Origin of the sequence: Corynebacterium sp. MSK073 (assembly GCF_030232085.1) — a bacterium.
Lineage (GTDB): Bacteria > Actinomycetota > Actinomycetes > Mycobacteriales > Mycobacteriaceae > Corynebacterium.
Map to the genome: position 1 here is coordinate 170,124 of NZ_JASPIY010000002.1, position 13,618 is coordinate 183,741.

9 protein-coding genes and 1 pseudogene are annotated in these 13,618 nt (G+C 59.7%); 2 read left to right on the forward strand and 8 right to left on the reverse strand.

From position 1 onward, the window contains the following. Positions 1-115 precede the first annotated feature (115 nt). From QP970_RS02035 to QP970_RS02060, 6 genes and pseudogenes are all read right to left on the reverse strand, one after another. On the reverse strand, positions 116-1,417 hold the full coding sequence (locus QP970_RS02035) for a C1 family peptidase (RefSeq protein ID WP_284869445.1): 1,302 nt from the start codon (positions 1,415-1,417) through the stop codon (positions 116-118). 13 nt (positions 1,418-1,430) lie between these two features. Then, positions 1,431-2,750 (reverse strand): C1 family peptidase, encoded by a 1,320-nt coding sequence (locus QP970_RS02040; RefSeq protein WP_284869446.1) that lies wholly within the window; start codon positions 2,748-2,750, stop codon positions 1,431-1,433. Positions 2,751-2,827: 77 nt separating this feature from the next. After that, positions 2,828-3,769, reverse strand: a complete 942-nt coding sequence (locus QP970_RS02045) for an ArsA family ATPase (protein WP_284869447.1) — start codon at positions 3,767-3,769, stop codon at positions 2,828-2,830. Further along, positions 3,760-4,017 (reverse strand): cory-CC-star protein, encoded by a 258-nt coding sequence (locus QP970_RS02050; RefSeq protein ID WP_023029243.1) that lies wholly within the window; start codon positions 4,015-4,017, stop codon positions 3,760-3,762. Before QP970_RS02050 ends, QP970_RS02045 begins: the two co-directional genes overlap by 10 nt. After that, positions 4,001-5,713 (reverse strand): annotated as a pseudogene (locus QP970_RS02055) (carbon starvation CstA family protein). Before QP970_RS02055 ends, QP970_RS02050 begins: the two are co-directional and overlap by 17 nt. Before the next feature lie 433 nt (positions 5,714-6,146). After that, a complete protein-coding gene (locus tag QP970_RS02060) occupies positions 6,147-6,857 on the reverse strand; it encodes an ASCH domain-containing protein (protein ID WP_284869448.1) in 711 nt (236 codons plus the stop codon). A 1,303-nt stretch (positions 6,858-8,160) separates the two neighbouring features. On the opposite strand from QP970_RS02060, the gene lysS reads away from it, so the two are divergent. Together lysS and QP970_RS02070 are read left to right on the forward strand one after the other, a co-directional pair. Further along, entirely contained in the window at positions 8,161-9,738 is a 1,578-nt protein-coding gene (lysS, locus tag QP970_RS02065; RefSeq protein WP_284869449.1) for a lysine--tRNA ligase, read from the forward strand. A gap of 435 nt (positions 9,739-10,173) precedes the next feature. Continuing rightward, complete coding sequence (locus QP970_RS02070; protein ID WP_284869450.1) at positions 10,174-11,097, forward strand: hypothetical protein; 924 nt, start codon at positions 10,174-10,176, stop codon at positions 11,095-11,097. Between the two features lie 6 nt (positions 11,098-11,103). Here QP970_RS02070 and crtI read toward each other — a convergent pair whose 3' ends face one another. Together crtI and QP970_RS02080 are read right to left on the reverse strand one after the other, a co-directional pair. Further along, positions 11,104-12,678, reverse strand: coding sequence for a phytoene desaturase family protein (gene crtI / locus QP970_RS02075; RefSeq protein ID WP_284869451.1), 1,575 nt, complete (start codon positions 12,676-12,678; stop codon positions 11,104-11,106). Between the two features lie 87 nt (positions 12,679-12,765). Further along, entirely contained in the window at positions 12,766-13,608 is an 843-nt protein-coding gene (locus tag QP970_RS02080) for a phytoene/squalene synthase family protein (RefSeq protein WP_284869452.1), read from the reverse strand. Positions 13,609-13,618: the final 10 nt, after the last annotated feature.

The following is a 13,618-nucleotide window of genomic DNA, read 5'->3' on the forward strand; positions in this document are numbered from 1 at the left end:
ACGAACGGAGCGTCACGCCACGCAACGCAGCCACATCGGCGAACGCTACAGACTTCGCGGCACGAACTCTCGCGGCGCGGGTCCTCCCCGCGCCGCCCGCGCCACCCGCGCCGCGTTAGTTCGCCAGCGCGCCCATCGGATCCCACGCTGGCAGGGTGGTGATATCGGAGGATTTGAGCGCCTCCTGGTACTGCTCAGGCAGGCGGGACGGGTGGACGGCGATTTCGAAGACGTACTCGTCAAACCAGTCATCGGCCATGGTCCAACAGCCCTTGTCGCCCTTCTCGGTGCCCCAGGAATTTTCCACGCGCCAGCGGGTGACGTCGCCGCCCTCGGCAATATCTGCGCCGGTAAAGACCATCGCGTGCGTCATCAGGGACTCGTGCAGGCGGAGGCGATCTGGCTTCTCTATGCCCATATCCACCCCATACAGCCCCTCATAATCGTGCAATTGCTTGGCCCAGACACCGCTATCGGCATCGGATTGCTGGCTGGTATCGCAGCCGAACCAGACGGGCTGGCCATCCTCGACGGCAGAGCGGGTGGCATCGCGCAATACCTCGACCGGGGCGTTGAGGTAGGTGACTTTTTCACCGGCGACGTTGCCCAGGTAGTCCACGGTGTAGAGCTCGCCGTAGGAATTGCGCGGGTCATTGACCACGCAGACATACTCGCCCAGGTCCTTCGGGAGGTATTCGCGGGCGAAATCCTGCGGGGTAAAAGTGCCCTCGCGGTGGAAGTTATCGTCCTTATCGCGGTACTGCCACTGGAACTCTGTGGGCGGGAGGCCGAGGTTGGCGGTGAGGATGCGGTAGACATCGGCAAGCGCCTGCTCCTGTGCCCCAGACTTGCCCGCGCGGATCTGGTGGGCGGCGCGGCGCAGGACGGTCTCCAGGTTCCGGTTGAGCATGGCGCTGGCCTCGGAGGACGCGGTCTCCGGCATGGCGTACTTGGGCACCACGCCGTGCTTTTCCACCAGGGAGACGAACATGGACCACTGGCCGCCATCGCCGATGGGGTCATCCATGAGCTTGGTCAAGGTGCGGTCCGTAATATCGCGGTCCTTGAGCTCATCTACCGCGGTGAGGAACCAATTGGCCTTTTCCAGCTTGTCGTAGAAGTACAGGTAGGTCTGCGAAAGCTCGAAATCCTTGATGTTGGTGCGGTCCATGATGCCACCGCGCAGAGAATTCAGGCCCGCAAAAATCCAGCAGCGGCCAGAGGCCTTCTGGTTGGCCGCGCCCCACTTATCGAGCTTGTGGCTGGTCGCCGTGGTGAGCTCGCGCACGAGGTCGCGGTCGACGCTCAGCTTATCGATGCCCTCCTGCGCCACCGCATTCCGCGCCGCCCTGATGGCCGGCTCGCTGGCAAGCGTGGCGTTGGTGGTGTGAACTTCCTGTGGATTGATCTCATTCATTTTTCGATGCTCCTTAGTTCATCCGGTCCCAGAAGGGAAGCTCGATGGGCTCGGTCTCTAGCGCTTGCTGCTGCTGGGGAGTGAGGAATTCCTTGCGCACGGCGATGTGGAAGACGTTTTCGCCGAACCATTTATCCGACATCGTGGCAAAGCCCTTGCCGGGTACCTCGTCGGCGTCGTCCTTGCGCGGCGGCTTGGTGCCCCAGGAGTTCTCCACGCGCCATGCCCGCGGCGCACCATCAACTCCGGTCAGCGCCATCGCGTGGGTGGGCGCAGATTCGCCGGAGGTAAAGCGCTCCTCCTTGCTCATGGTGGAATCGATGCCGTAGAGGCCATCGGTATCGACGAGGCCCTCGTCCCACACGGCGTTCTGGAAGGAGAACTGGCGGGAGACATCGCAGCTAAACCACACCGGTTCGCCGGCCTCGATGCTGGCGCGCGCGGCGGAGCGCAGCTCGTCCACATCCACGTTGAGGTAGCCGGCGGGCGCGCCGCCAGCGACGTTGTTCACGCCGGCGCTGGTGTAGAGGCGGTGCTTGTCGTTGGTGGTACGGGGGTCATCGGCAAGCACGACGTATTCGTCCAATTTCGGCAGGTACTTATCCGCAAACTCGCGCGGGGTGGAGTGCACACGGAAGAATTGATCGTCCTTGGTGCGGTAGCTCCACGTAAATTCCTCGGGCGGGGTGCCCAGGTGAATGGCGAGCACGCGTTGGATATCGGTGCGGGCTTGCTTGACGATGTCCCCTCGATCCCCCTCGCCTTCCACCGCACGGTGCGCAGCACGGCGGATGATCGTGGCGATATCGCGGTTCATCTGCGCGGTGTGGCCGGACGAGTGCACCTCCGGCATGACCTCGGCCGGGACAACGCCATACTTGTCCACGAGGTTGGTGAAAAATGACCACCAGCCGCCGTCGTCGCCTGTGAGCTCGAGGGAAGTAGCCACGTCGCGGTCATCCCAGTCGGTGCCGTCTTCGGTGAGATCCAGCAGCTGGTTGAGTGCGAAGTTGGCGCGCTCGAGTTTGTCGAAGTACTGCAGGTAGGTAAAGGAAAACTCAAAGTCATCGATGTTGAGCTCCTTGGCCGCGCGGTGGCGGAACACGTTGAGCGCGGCAAACATCCAGCAGCGCCCGGAGCGCATCTGGTCGGTGACCCCGAGGCTGTCGAGCTTTACCTCGGTGGTGGGGTAGAGCGCGGTAATGCGGTCGCGGTCAAGGGCCGCCTTGGCCACCCCTACGCTGGTAATGGCATTGCGCGCGACGCGCAGCTGGGAGTCCGCCGCGGCCTCCTCGCGCAATTGGGACAGGAAGTCATTGGTGAGCAAAGTCATACTCACCGTTTTAGCAGACGGCGATCTCACGCGAGGCCGCTGGGGCTGGATGGGCCGTTAGAGATCGCTACAGATCGCTATAGATGCCGCGCGAGCCGCGCCACGGCTTCGGGGCTTCCCACTTCTTCTGGGAGCCAGGGGATTTCGTGGACCGGGGTATCGGGAAGCTTATCGTGCAAGAGCGCCAGAGCCTCGTCCTCGGCGGCGCGCCGAGAGGCCAAGAACTCGCCTTGGTCCGCCGGGGTGCGGCGATTGACCAGCATGGAGTCCACCCGCACGCCATTGCCGGTGAGATCCGCGTGGAACTCGGAGGACTCTAGGACGGGCAGGCGCTCGGCGGTAAGCACGATATGAAACACAGTGCGCTGAGAGGTCAGCGCAGCGCGCAGGTGCTCGAAGCGCTCGCGGCGCTGGAAGAGCGTGGCGCGGATTTCCTGATTGCGCCGGTCCACCGGGTCATTATCGGCGCCGGACTCCGCGGACATCCCGCGCACCAGCGAGCCGAATTTATCGGACTTTTCGCGCCGGGCAAGCAGCCCATCGGTATAGGCCGCCATGATTTCCGGCAGGGCCATCAGCCGGGAGGTGTGGCCGGACGGCGCGGTATCGAAGATGAGGTAGTCGTACTCGTCCGCGGCGGCGACCAGGGCGGCCATGCGTTCTAAGAGCGCCGCCTCCTGCGTGCCGGGGGATTGGCGGGCCAAATCCAGGTGCTTTTTTACCTCGCCGTGCAGGTGCTCCGGCATGAAACGGCGCATCGAGGCGCCTACGGTCGCAAGGTGTTCCTCGGTGGCTTGGGCCGGATCGAGCTCGATGGCGGAGAGGGAGGGGGTGAGGTGAGTGGGGGCATCGGAAAGCGTGGCATCAAAGATATGCCCCAGGTTGTGCGCCGGATCCGTGGAGACCAACAGCACGTTGTGGTCCTGAGAAAGAGACAGGGCCGTGGCGGTGGCGAGGGTGGTCTTGCCTACGCCGCCCTTGCCGCCAAAGAACATGATGGGCGCGGTTTCTAGCAGCATTGAATATTCTCCAGGGGTGATTTATCCATGCCCATGCGCGTGTGCCAGGCGTGGAAATCTTCGTAGACCAGCGGCAATAGCTCCAGCGTGTAGTAGCTGGCGGGGTTGGGGATGCCGAGCGCCTCCGAGGCCACCAGCATCATAAATAGGTCATCTTCTTGCTGCTGGGCCTTGGCAAATACGGCGCGGTACGGGGCTTGGTAGAACTCATTGAGCCCCGCGCCGAAGGCCTTAAGCTTGTCGAGCATGCTGGGGAAGGGGAGCGTCGGTATCGTCATCGGTCCACTCCAGCGGCGGTTCCTTGCGCGCGTTGGAGATGGCGCCGATCGACTCCACGATGACCCAGATGGAGGCGATGACGATGACGACGTCCATGCCGAAGAGCAGCCAGTTCTGATCTGTAAACAGGGATTTCAGCTGTAGCAGCGCTGCCCACAGCTACATGATGGTGACAAAGATGAGCGGGATGATAACCGGCAGGGTGGGCCGACGCAGGTGGGTGAGGATGACCATGACGATGGCCAAGGACAGGCTGGCCATGAGCTGGTTGGTGGTACCGAAGAGCGGCCAGATGGTCATGCCGCCGGACCCGTCCGCGCCCGCCGAGAAGGTCAGGCCGAAGGCCAGGCCCACCGCGATGATGGTGGAAACCAGCGCCGTGATGCGGATGCCCAAGATCTCGCCGATTTCCTGGACCACGATGCGCTGCAGGCGCACGCCGGAGTCCATCGTGGTGGCGGCGAAGAGCACGGCCATGGTTGCCAGGATGGTGGCAGACAGCGAGGTGGGAATGCCCAGGCCCTCGTTCATCAGCGCACCGCCGCCCTGCACGAAGGCGTCGACGCCGCCGGCGTTCCACTCGGCGTAGATTTCCTCCCAATTCGCCAGAGTCTTAAAGCCGGCGGTCGTGGCGATGATGGTGCCGAGCGCCAGCAGGCCCTCGCCCACAGCGCCGAAGTAACCCACGAAGCGAACGTCGGTTTCCTTATCAATCTGCTTGGACGAGGTACCCGAGGCCACGATGCCGTGGAAACCAGAGATGGCGCCGCAGGCGATGGTGACAAAAAGCAGCGGGAAAATCCCGGGGGTGCCCTCAGGAACATTCTCGCGCACGGCAGGGGCGGCGAGTTCCGGACGGGTGATGAGGAAGGAGCCGTACAAGATGATAAGACCTACGAAAAGCTGCAGGCCATTGATGTAATCGCGCGGCTGGAGCAGCACCCACACCGGCAGCAGCGAAGCAATGAAGGCGTAGATAAATAGCAGGATGATCCACACGCCGTTGGCGGGAATGCCCAGGACCGTCTCTGGCAGCACGACCGGGAAGCGGTCACCCAGAACCATCAGCGAATACAGCGCCACCACGCCCACCAGGGACACCAGCGGCAGGTTCCAGTTCAGGCGGTAGATGGCCTGGCCAATCAGCAGCGCGACGGCGATTGCACCCCACGTGGGAATGACCGCCGAGGGCGTGGAAATAAGCAGGTTCGAAATCACCACTGCGAACGCAGCATTGACCATGAGCAGCAGCAAGAAGATCACGATGAGGAAGAGGTTGCGCCCGCGCTTGCCGATGTAGCGCCCCGACAACGTACCAATCGACTGACCCTTGTGCCGCTGCGAGGCCCACAGCGCACCGAGGTCGTGCATGCCGGCGATGAAAACAGTGCCGAACGTGACCCACAAGAATGCCGGGAGCCAGCCCCAAATGACGGCTACTGCCGGGCCGATAATCGGTGCCGCACCCGCCACGGAGGTGAAGTGGTGGCCTCACAGCACGTATTTATTGGTGGGAACGTAATCCACGCCGTCTTTGAGGCGGTGCGCCGGGGTGGTGTAGTTCTCTGATAGCCGGAAGATGCTCTTGCCCAGGAATTTGGAATAGAGCAGGTAGCCGGCCAGCATCATCGCCACGCCGATGATGACAAGGATGAGAGAGTTCATGGCTGTGTCTCCTTGCGCGTCGAAGGTGAGGTGTTGTGTATCACAGGTCTGAACAGTATGTCACGGTTCACACAAATTCTTGCAGTGCGGGTAAATTAAGGGGGTGGTGTTCCACTATGTGGACGCGCGGGAGTGGATCGCAGGGGCTTATGCGTGCTCGACGCCGCTTGGGAGACATGGCTGGGTCAAATCGCGGGTAGCGGCCGGGATTAAAGGACTCTGCTGGCGCGGCATGGAGCCAGTCGTGCCGAAGTACCGTGGTTAACGGCGAAGGCTCAATCGACTGGACTTATGGAGGAGTCGTTAGCTCGCTTCCTACAGTTGGGAGCCCTTTGGTGGCGGCACTTGTAAATCTTGACGAAATATCTCAAAAATTTCCGAACAGCAGCTTTTTGGTTAGGTAGCGAATGATCCGATTTTCGGTCTGGATAGTCTACTGGAGCTCGAATTCTACAACGTCAACTTCGTCTGTATCCGCTAATCCGGGGTAGTGGGTATCTAAAGCTTCGTGAAGCTCGGATAGAGAATTGAACCCGTCATTTTTAGTTTGCTTTTCCGACAGTAGCCCGCGCTGGGTAGATACAACGGCTGTGACCTGTGCGGGTAGCGTGACAACTTCTCCGGTTTCCTTCTCAAAGACTATTTGGGCTTTTCCTTCATAGAAGGGATCATCTACTCGGATTGTTTGTTGCTTTTCTCCGCTCCGAATGGAATCCTCGTAGCCTTCCCACATGTAGATACGCTGCTCTTTTTCCATATCTCGCCAGTTAAACGCGAATGGAAGAAGCTCTTCCACGGTGAGCGCTTCAAGGCCGTTGCTTCCGCGCACAATACACTGGATGGATGGATCGACATCAAAAAGTACCTGGCGGCATTTACCACAGGGTGAAATTACTTGTCCGGTAGGTCCATATACGGCGACCATTGCTTGGATGGGATCCTCTGGGTAACTAGCGGCATGGTTTGCTAAAGCAGAGACTTCACCGCAGGGGCCACCAAGGAAATGGTGTGCGTTTAAACCGAGAACCTGTTTTCCTGATTTGGTCAGGAGGGCTGCGGCGACGGTGTGGTCGCCTCCGTCTTGGAAACGCTGCGCATGGGCGGTTGCTTTGGCTGTTAATCCCCGAAGTTCGTTAGTAATCACGCTTCAATGGTAGTAACTACTAGCAGCATCGATCTATTTAAAGACAGGGGCCAATCAAATCTGGATTTCCTGGGTTTGCTTGATCGCAGGAAACCTTAGCTCCGAGGCGGCACTTGGTTTATTCTTCTTTGGCTGAGCAGAGTGCAATTAAAGTGGCCCGATATAAGTACCTCGAAACCGATGCTCAAAGGCTGGGTCGCAGAAAATGCTAGGCAAGCCCAGGGCATTCAGGCATGTCACTCGCCCTTGGATTTATTGGCTTCTTCATAGAGTATGGGGCTTGGCCTTAATAACGGTCGGAAGAGTAGCTTGGCCTGCAATGATCTGTGCAAAATCAGTATCCATAGACCTAAGTAAGCGTATCGCGTAGCGATGCGTAGACCAGAGACGATTAATATCAAGCATTGGCCGTAGATGAGCAGCTCGGTTTCTCATCCACCGTAGTTCATGGGCATAGCGATATACCGCTTCATGTCGAACGCCGTGAAATCCTGATGACAGTGCTGAGTTCCATATTTCGACTCGTTTGTTTCGAGGACCAGCATTCGGGGAAGGAAGAATGCTAGTCCATGAACCGAAGTTCAAACTCGCCACCAAATCATCGTGAGTTGGTGGAACGGACCTCACAGAACGGCTACCGGGATGGGGCTTAGCATAATTATCTAGTGCCTTCTTCTCCCACCACCTTGGATATAGGTCTGAATCATTTCGGGGCTGCCATGAAGCGGGGACATTGGGACGAACTAGATGTTGCAAAATCGTTGGAGCCGGATTCACAATCCAATCTTCATGACCTCCGAGAGCAGCATTCCATTGACGGAGACGCATATCGATTGTGTCACGAAGCAAGACTTCAACTATCCCCGTCAGCTCGGTAACCGCGCTGGAGGCTTGTATATTCCATAGATAAAGCTGAGCTGCCTCAACAAGCCCTACCGTGGCTTGCTTATATGTCTGGAAGCGCGCAGGAGGGATAGCCCGTTCTATTTGCCTAGCCGCACGATATGTCAGTTTAGGCATCACACACTTGTCTTTCTTTTAGAATAGGTATAATATCTTAGCTATAAAGCGGGACAGTACCCGCAGCTACAGAATACCGGCGCTGAGAAACTATCTCAGGGCCGGATTCTTTTTATAGGTGGGGAAGCGCAGGCTTAAACGATATTTTGTAGGAATCGTTAGTGTTCTCAGTCGATACAACGTCATGGTGTGTGCTTGCGGTCTGTGCGCCCTTTCGCTGCTTTGGTAGACATAGCTGGGCCAAATCGCGGGTAGCAGCTGGGATCGACTACCCTAGGCTAACGTGAGCGAGCAGAAGAATACTGAAGTAAATGATGTCCCTGAGCAGCTGCGCATCCGCCGTGAAAAGCGCGACCGCCTGCTCGAATCCGGCGTAGAGGCCTACCCGGTATCCGTCGAGCGCACCATCGCGCTTAAGGAATTGCGCCATGACTTCCGCGTAGTGGCCGAGGGCGAAGAGCCGGGCAATGAAGAGGACGTGACCTACTTGGAGCCCGGCGAGGAAACCGAGGTTTCCCACGCCATTGCTGGCCGCCTTATCTTCATGCGCAATACCGGCAAGCTGTGCTTTGCCACCTTGCAGGACGGCGATGGCACCCAAATGCAGGCCATGCTTTCGCAGGCCAAGGTGGGCAAGGAGCGCCTCGATGCCTGGAAGTCCGATGTGGACTTGGGCGACTTCATCTCCGTTAGCGGCCACGTGGTTGCGTCCCGCCGTGGCGAGCTGTCCATCATGGCTGAGGAATGGACCATGGCGGCTAAGTCCCTGCGCCCGCTGCCGGTGTCCTTCGCGGAAATGGCTGAAGATACCCGCGTGCGCCAGCGCTATAACGACCTCATTATCCGCGAAGAGGCCCGCAAGAACGCCATGGTGCGCGTGAAGGTCATGCGCGCGCTGCGCAATTACCTGGAAGGCCAGGACTTTGTAGAGATCGAAACCCCGATGCTGCAGACCCTGCACGGTGGTGCGGCCGCTCGCCCGTTTATCACCCACTCCAATGCGCTCGATATTGACCTCTACCTGCGCATTGCCCCGGAGCTGTACTTGAAGCGCGCCGTCGTCGGTGGCATCGACCGCGTCTTTGAAATCAACCGCAACTTCCGCAACGAGGGCGTGGACCGCTCCCACTCGCCGGAGTTCGCCATGCTAGAGACCTACGCCGCCTGGGGCGATTACAACGATTGCGCCCGCATGACCCGCGAATCCATCCAGTCCGTGGCCCGCGAGGTCTTTGGTTCCACTACCGTCACGCTTGCCGACGGCACCGATTTCGACTTCGGCGGCGAGCAATGGCCCGAAATCGAGATGTATCCTTCCCTGAACGAGGCCTTGCAGCGCAAGTTCCCCGGCCAGCCGGAGGTCACCATCGATACCGACGTGGAGACCTTGAAGGGCATTGCCAAGGTCATCGGCCTCGACGTGCCGCAGGGCGAGGGCTGGGGCCACGGCAAGCTGGTGGAGGAAATCTGGGAGGTCCTGTGCGAGGACCAACTGGAAGGCCCCATTTTTGTGAAGAACTTCCCGGTGGAGACCTCCCCGCTAACCCGCCAGCACCGTTCCGAACCCGGCGTGACCGAAAAGTGGGACCTCTACGTGCGCGGCTTCGAGCTGGCCACCGGCTACTCGGAGCTTGTCGATCCCGTTGTCCAGCGCGAGCGCTTCGAGGATCAGGCCCGCCTTGCCGCCGGCGGCGATGAGGAAGCCATGGTCTTGGACGAGGACTTCCTCGCCGCGATGGAACAGGGCATGCCGCCCACGGCCGGTACCGGTATGGGCATGGACCGCCTGCTCATGGCCCTGACCGGCCTCGGTATCCGCGAGACCGTGCTCTTCCCACTGGTAAAGCCGGAACAGAAGTAGTCCATACCCGGCGCTCCCACTCGGTGCCCACCCGCGCGGGCACCGTTAGCGCAACGACACCGGCTGCAGCCTTCCTTTGGCTGCAGCCTTTTTGTTTGCCCATTGCACCCGCCGCGTGTGCCTCGCAGCCCGAGTCGCACGCCTACTTCTATCGACTTCACAAAAGTGCAACCTCCTCGGTGATATCTGAGCGGAAAATGCTACATTTCAGGGCCGAGTTTGCTCAGTTATCACCGAGGACCTATTGCATCAGACGTTGTGCATCGGAGGTCGCACTTTGCTGGAGGAACAGAAGTAGCCCGCAACGCTGCTGCAATCACCGAATCCGCCGACTTCACTGGGGTCGGCGGATTTTGTTTTCGCAATCGCAGGCAGCGGCGCCGGTAGGGCTTGCAAACTCATGTGATGGTGCACATACTGTGCGAAACTGAATATATGAAAAGAATCGTATCTCTCCTATCCGTCCCCTTATTAGCAGTCGGCCTCGCGTCGTGCTCTTCGCCCGACGATGACGCGGAGAACCAGGCCTTTAGTTCGCCCACAACGCAGGCATCCTCGGAAGAAACCTCCGCTCCTGAGTCAACGGAAGAGACAACCACAACGACTAAGCAGACGGAGGAGGAGAAAGATTCTCACGGTCTTAAACAGCGCGATGCCAAAGACTTTCTCGCGACCGGTCCCGCATACGAGCAGATGAACTCTTGGGGAGTAAAAAGCCCCGATGGGAAGGTTCAGTGCTCCTTCAATGAGCAATCTGAAGGCCCGTGGTGCTCCGTACAATTCTCCGACCCACCAATTCTGCCGGACCCGGAAATCCCGCAATGGGAGGCCAATATGGTTAGCTACAAGAAAGGCGCAGGGTTCTTTCCTGCGGCTGTAGTCGAGCCGGGCGATCTTGTTCCAGCACAACCACTCAATGCCGGCGAAGAGGTAGAAATCAGTGGCGTGACCTTTTCGGCCCCACATGAAGATGAATTTATGGTCACCGTCAACGGCCATCACTTCACTCTTAAAGATAACGGTCAGTTCTCCGCCGATACCTATCCATTAGAACCGGATTCCAATGGCTATGCGGAGCAAGGCACCATCTGTGGACAGATGGAGACTAAATGGGGCCTTAAAAATGTTTATGTGCAGGTAGATGGCACCAACTGCTCCAAGGCAATGGAAGTGGTGGATTACTATGTGCACTATGAGTTCAAGCCTAAAGAGGTCAATACGCGTGGCATCCTGAATATCGGCGAGTGGGAATGCAGCTTTGCTGCACCGAAATTCCTCGATGACACTGAGCCAAGCAACAGATTGCCCAATTGTCAGGACCGGAGCGGGATTAGCCGCGTCGTGCTGCTCGACGCGTAACCTCGATTAGCCTGCCAGGGGCCCAGCGGAGGTATCGCCGCGCAGGCGCTTGATGATGTTTTCTGCAGAAATCAGGCACATAGGCACGCCGACGCCCGGCACGGTGGTCGCACCAGCGTAGTAGAGGCCGGCCACCTTGCGCGAGGCATTGCGCCCGCGGAAGAATGCAGATTGAAATAGCGTATGCGCTGGCCCCAAAGCTCCACCTGACCAGGAGTGATAGCGCTCGGCAAAATCGGCTGGTCCGAGACTGCGTGTGATGGTGAGTCGCTCGCGGAGGTCAGGAATATCGGCGGTGCGGGAAAGCTGGTCGAGGGCGGCATCGGCAATAGCAGCAACGCGCGGGGAAGCCTCGGAGTGGTAGGCATCGCCGTGCCCGTAGGCTTCTGCAGCGGGTACGGGGACGAGGAAGAACAGGTTTTCGTGGTCTTCCGGTGCGACATTCGCGTCGGTGGCAGAAACCTTCGAAATGTAGATGGACTCAGAGGCGCCGAGGGGACGTTCTGGGTCCGGTGCGGAAAAGACCGCGCGGAAATCGGGGTCCCAGTCCTGGCTGAACAAAAAGGTATGGTGAGCTAGCTGCGGGAGCTTGCCCTGCACACCGGCAAGTACCACCACGGTGCCCAGCCCCGGATTGCGGCGGGCCCAGTAGCGCTCCGGATAGGTGCGCAGTTTCCGGGGAAGCAGCTGATTTTCGGTATGGTGCAAATCCGCGGCGGAGACCACAATATCGGCATCGATATGCCCGGTTGTCGTGCGGACACCGGTGGCACGTGTGGAAGACCCGCTGGCGGTGGTGATGGCGGTGACCTCTTCGCCCAAGCGGAATGTGGCGCCGAATTTTTCTGCTTGGCGGTAAATGGCCTGCACCACTGCGTGGAATCCGCCGAGGGGGTAGCGCACGCCTTCCACCAGGTCGGTATGGCTTAAAAGGGAATACAGTGCTGGGGCCGCGGCGGGCTCGGAAGAGAGAAAAACTGCTGGGTAGCTCAGAATCTGGCGCAGGCGCGTATCCGAAAATTGCCCGTTGACGTGTTTTTGCAAGCTGGTAGTCAGCAGCGCTGCAATCCGCGCTAGCCGATGCCGAATATCTGCATGCACCAGGTTCAACGGCGCCGAAAATGTGGTGTACAAAAAGTGATCGAGCGCTACGTGGTAGGCGTCGCTGGCATCTGCTAAATAAGTGCGCACCTGGCTGCCAGCACCTGGTTCAATCGATTCGAAGAGGTGGGCAACGTTATCGGTCCCGGAATGTACATCCACGGGGGTAGGGCGCGCGGCGGTGCCAGGAGCGGATTCGGCGGGGCCGCCGGTATAGACGCGGTAATCGGGTGAGAGGCCCACCAGATCCAGTTCCTTTTCTGTCGAGGTACCGCAGAGGGAAAAGAAGTGGTCGAAGGCATCCGGCATGAGGTACCAGGACGGTCCGGTATCCCAGCGGAACCCCGCCTCCGTATAGCTGCCCGCGCGTCCGCCTACCTCGTCTAGGGAATCTACGACGGTAACCTCGTAGCCCTCTTTTCCCAGGAGGGCAGCGGTGGCAAGGCCGGCGATGCCGGCCCCGATGACGACAGCGTGCATAATGTTCTCCTTAGTATTCAGTCTTCGGCGGGGTTCTTCATCTACGTGCGGGTTCATCTACGTGCGGGTTCATCTACGTGCGGTGCGCTATCGCACCGCACGCACCGCGCGGGCGGCCAGCCACGCCTTGGTGCGATTCGGCACGGATATGCGGGTGGTTTTTAACTCCGCGGCGGGGGTAGCGGCGAGCCGGTTGGTGAGCTCGGCAAAGATATCGGCGGCCGCGCGCACGCCAACGCGGGCGGATAGCGGCAAGAGGTGTATGGCTTTTTCGGCGGCGGCGAGCTCGCGGCGGATTTCGGCGATGAGGGCGGACTTGGCGGCCTCGGAAAGCTCGCCACCAGCGGCCTGCGGGAAATAGGCCCGGCCCAGGACCGAGGAGTCCTCGCCCAGATCCCGCAGGAAGTTAATCTTTTGAAACGCGGAACCCAAGTAGCGCGCACCGCGGTCCATCGTGGCGCGATCGGCGGCGGAGACGGTCTCTTCCGCCAAGAAGACCTGCACACACAATAAGCCGATGACCTCGGCGGAGCCGTAGATATACTCGGCGAGCTCGGAAGCGGAATACTCCCGATGGGTGAGATCTGCGCGCATGGAATCGAAAAAAGCCACGAGATGATCGCGCTGGAAGCCGCAGCGCCTGGCGGTAATGGCATAAGAGTGCACGACGGGATCGGTGTGCAGCCTTTTCTCCGGCGCCGCCAAGATAGCGGCCTCGTAGGCATCGAGCGCGGCGGCGGCATCGATGCGGGCTTGATGTGCGGTGCCATCGACAAGCTCGTCCGCGATGCGCACCACGGCATAAAGGTGGCGGATGTCTTCGCGCACCCGCCCGCGCAACAGGCGCGTGGCCAGGGAAAAACTGGTGGAATACTGCCCCATAACCCGCGCGGCCGCGCGCGAGGCCGCCTGGTCATAGCGAGTCAACATACTTGCAAAA

Bases quoted from the DNA above. Each gene is read 5' to 3' on its own strand.
- QP970_RS02035 (WP_284869445.1), bottom strand. From the start codon at position 1,417: ATGAATGAGATCAATCCACAGGAAGTTCACACCACCAACGCCACGCTT.
- QP970_RS02040 (WP_284869446.1), bottom strand. From the start codon at position 2,750: ATGACTTTGCTCACCAATGACTTCCTGTCCCAATTGCGCGAGGAGGCC.
- QP970_RS02045 (WP_284869447.1), bottom strand. From the start codon at position 3,769: ATGCTGCTAGAAACCGCGCCCATCATGTTCTTTGGCGGCAAGGGCGGC.
- QP970_RS02050 (WP_023029243.1), bottom strand. From the start codon at position 4,017: ATGCTCGACAAGCTTAAGGCCTTCGGCGCGGGGCTCAATGAGTTCTAC.
- QP970_RS02070 (WP_284869450.1), top strand. From the start codon at position 10,174: ATGAAAAGAATCGTATCTCTCCTATCCGTCCCCTTATTAGCAGTCGGC.
- crtI (WP_284869451.1), bottom strand. From the start codon at position 12,678: ATGCACGCTGTCGTCATCGGGGCCGGCATCGCCGGCCTTGCCACCGCT.
- QP970_RS02080 (WP_284869452.1), bottom strand. From the start codon at position 13,608: ATGTTGACTCGCTATGACCAGGCGGCCTCGCGCGCGGCCGCGCGGGTT.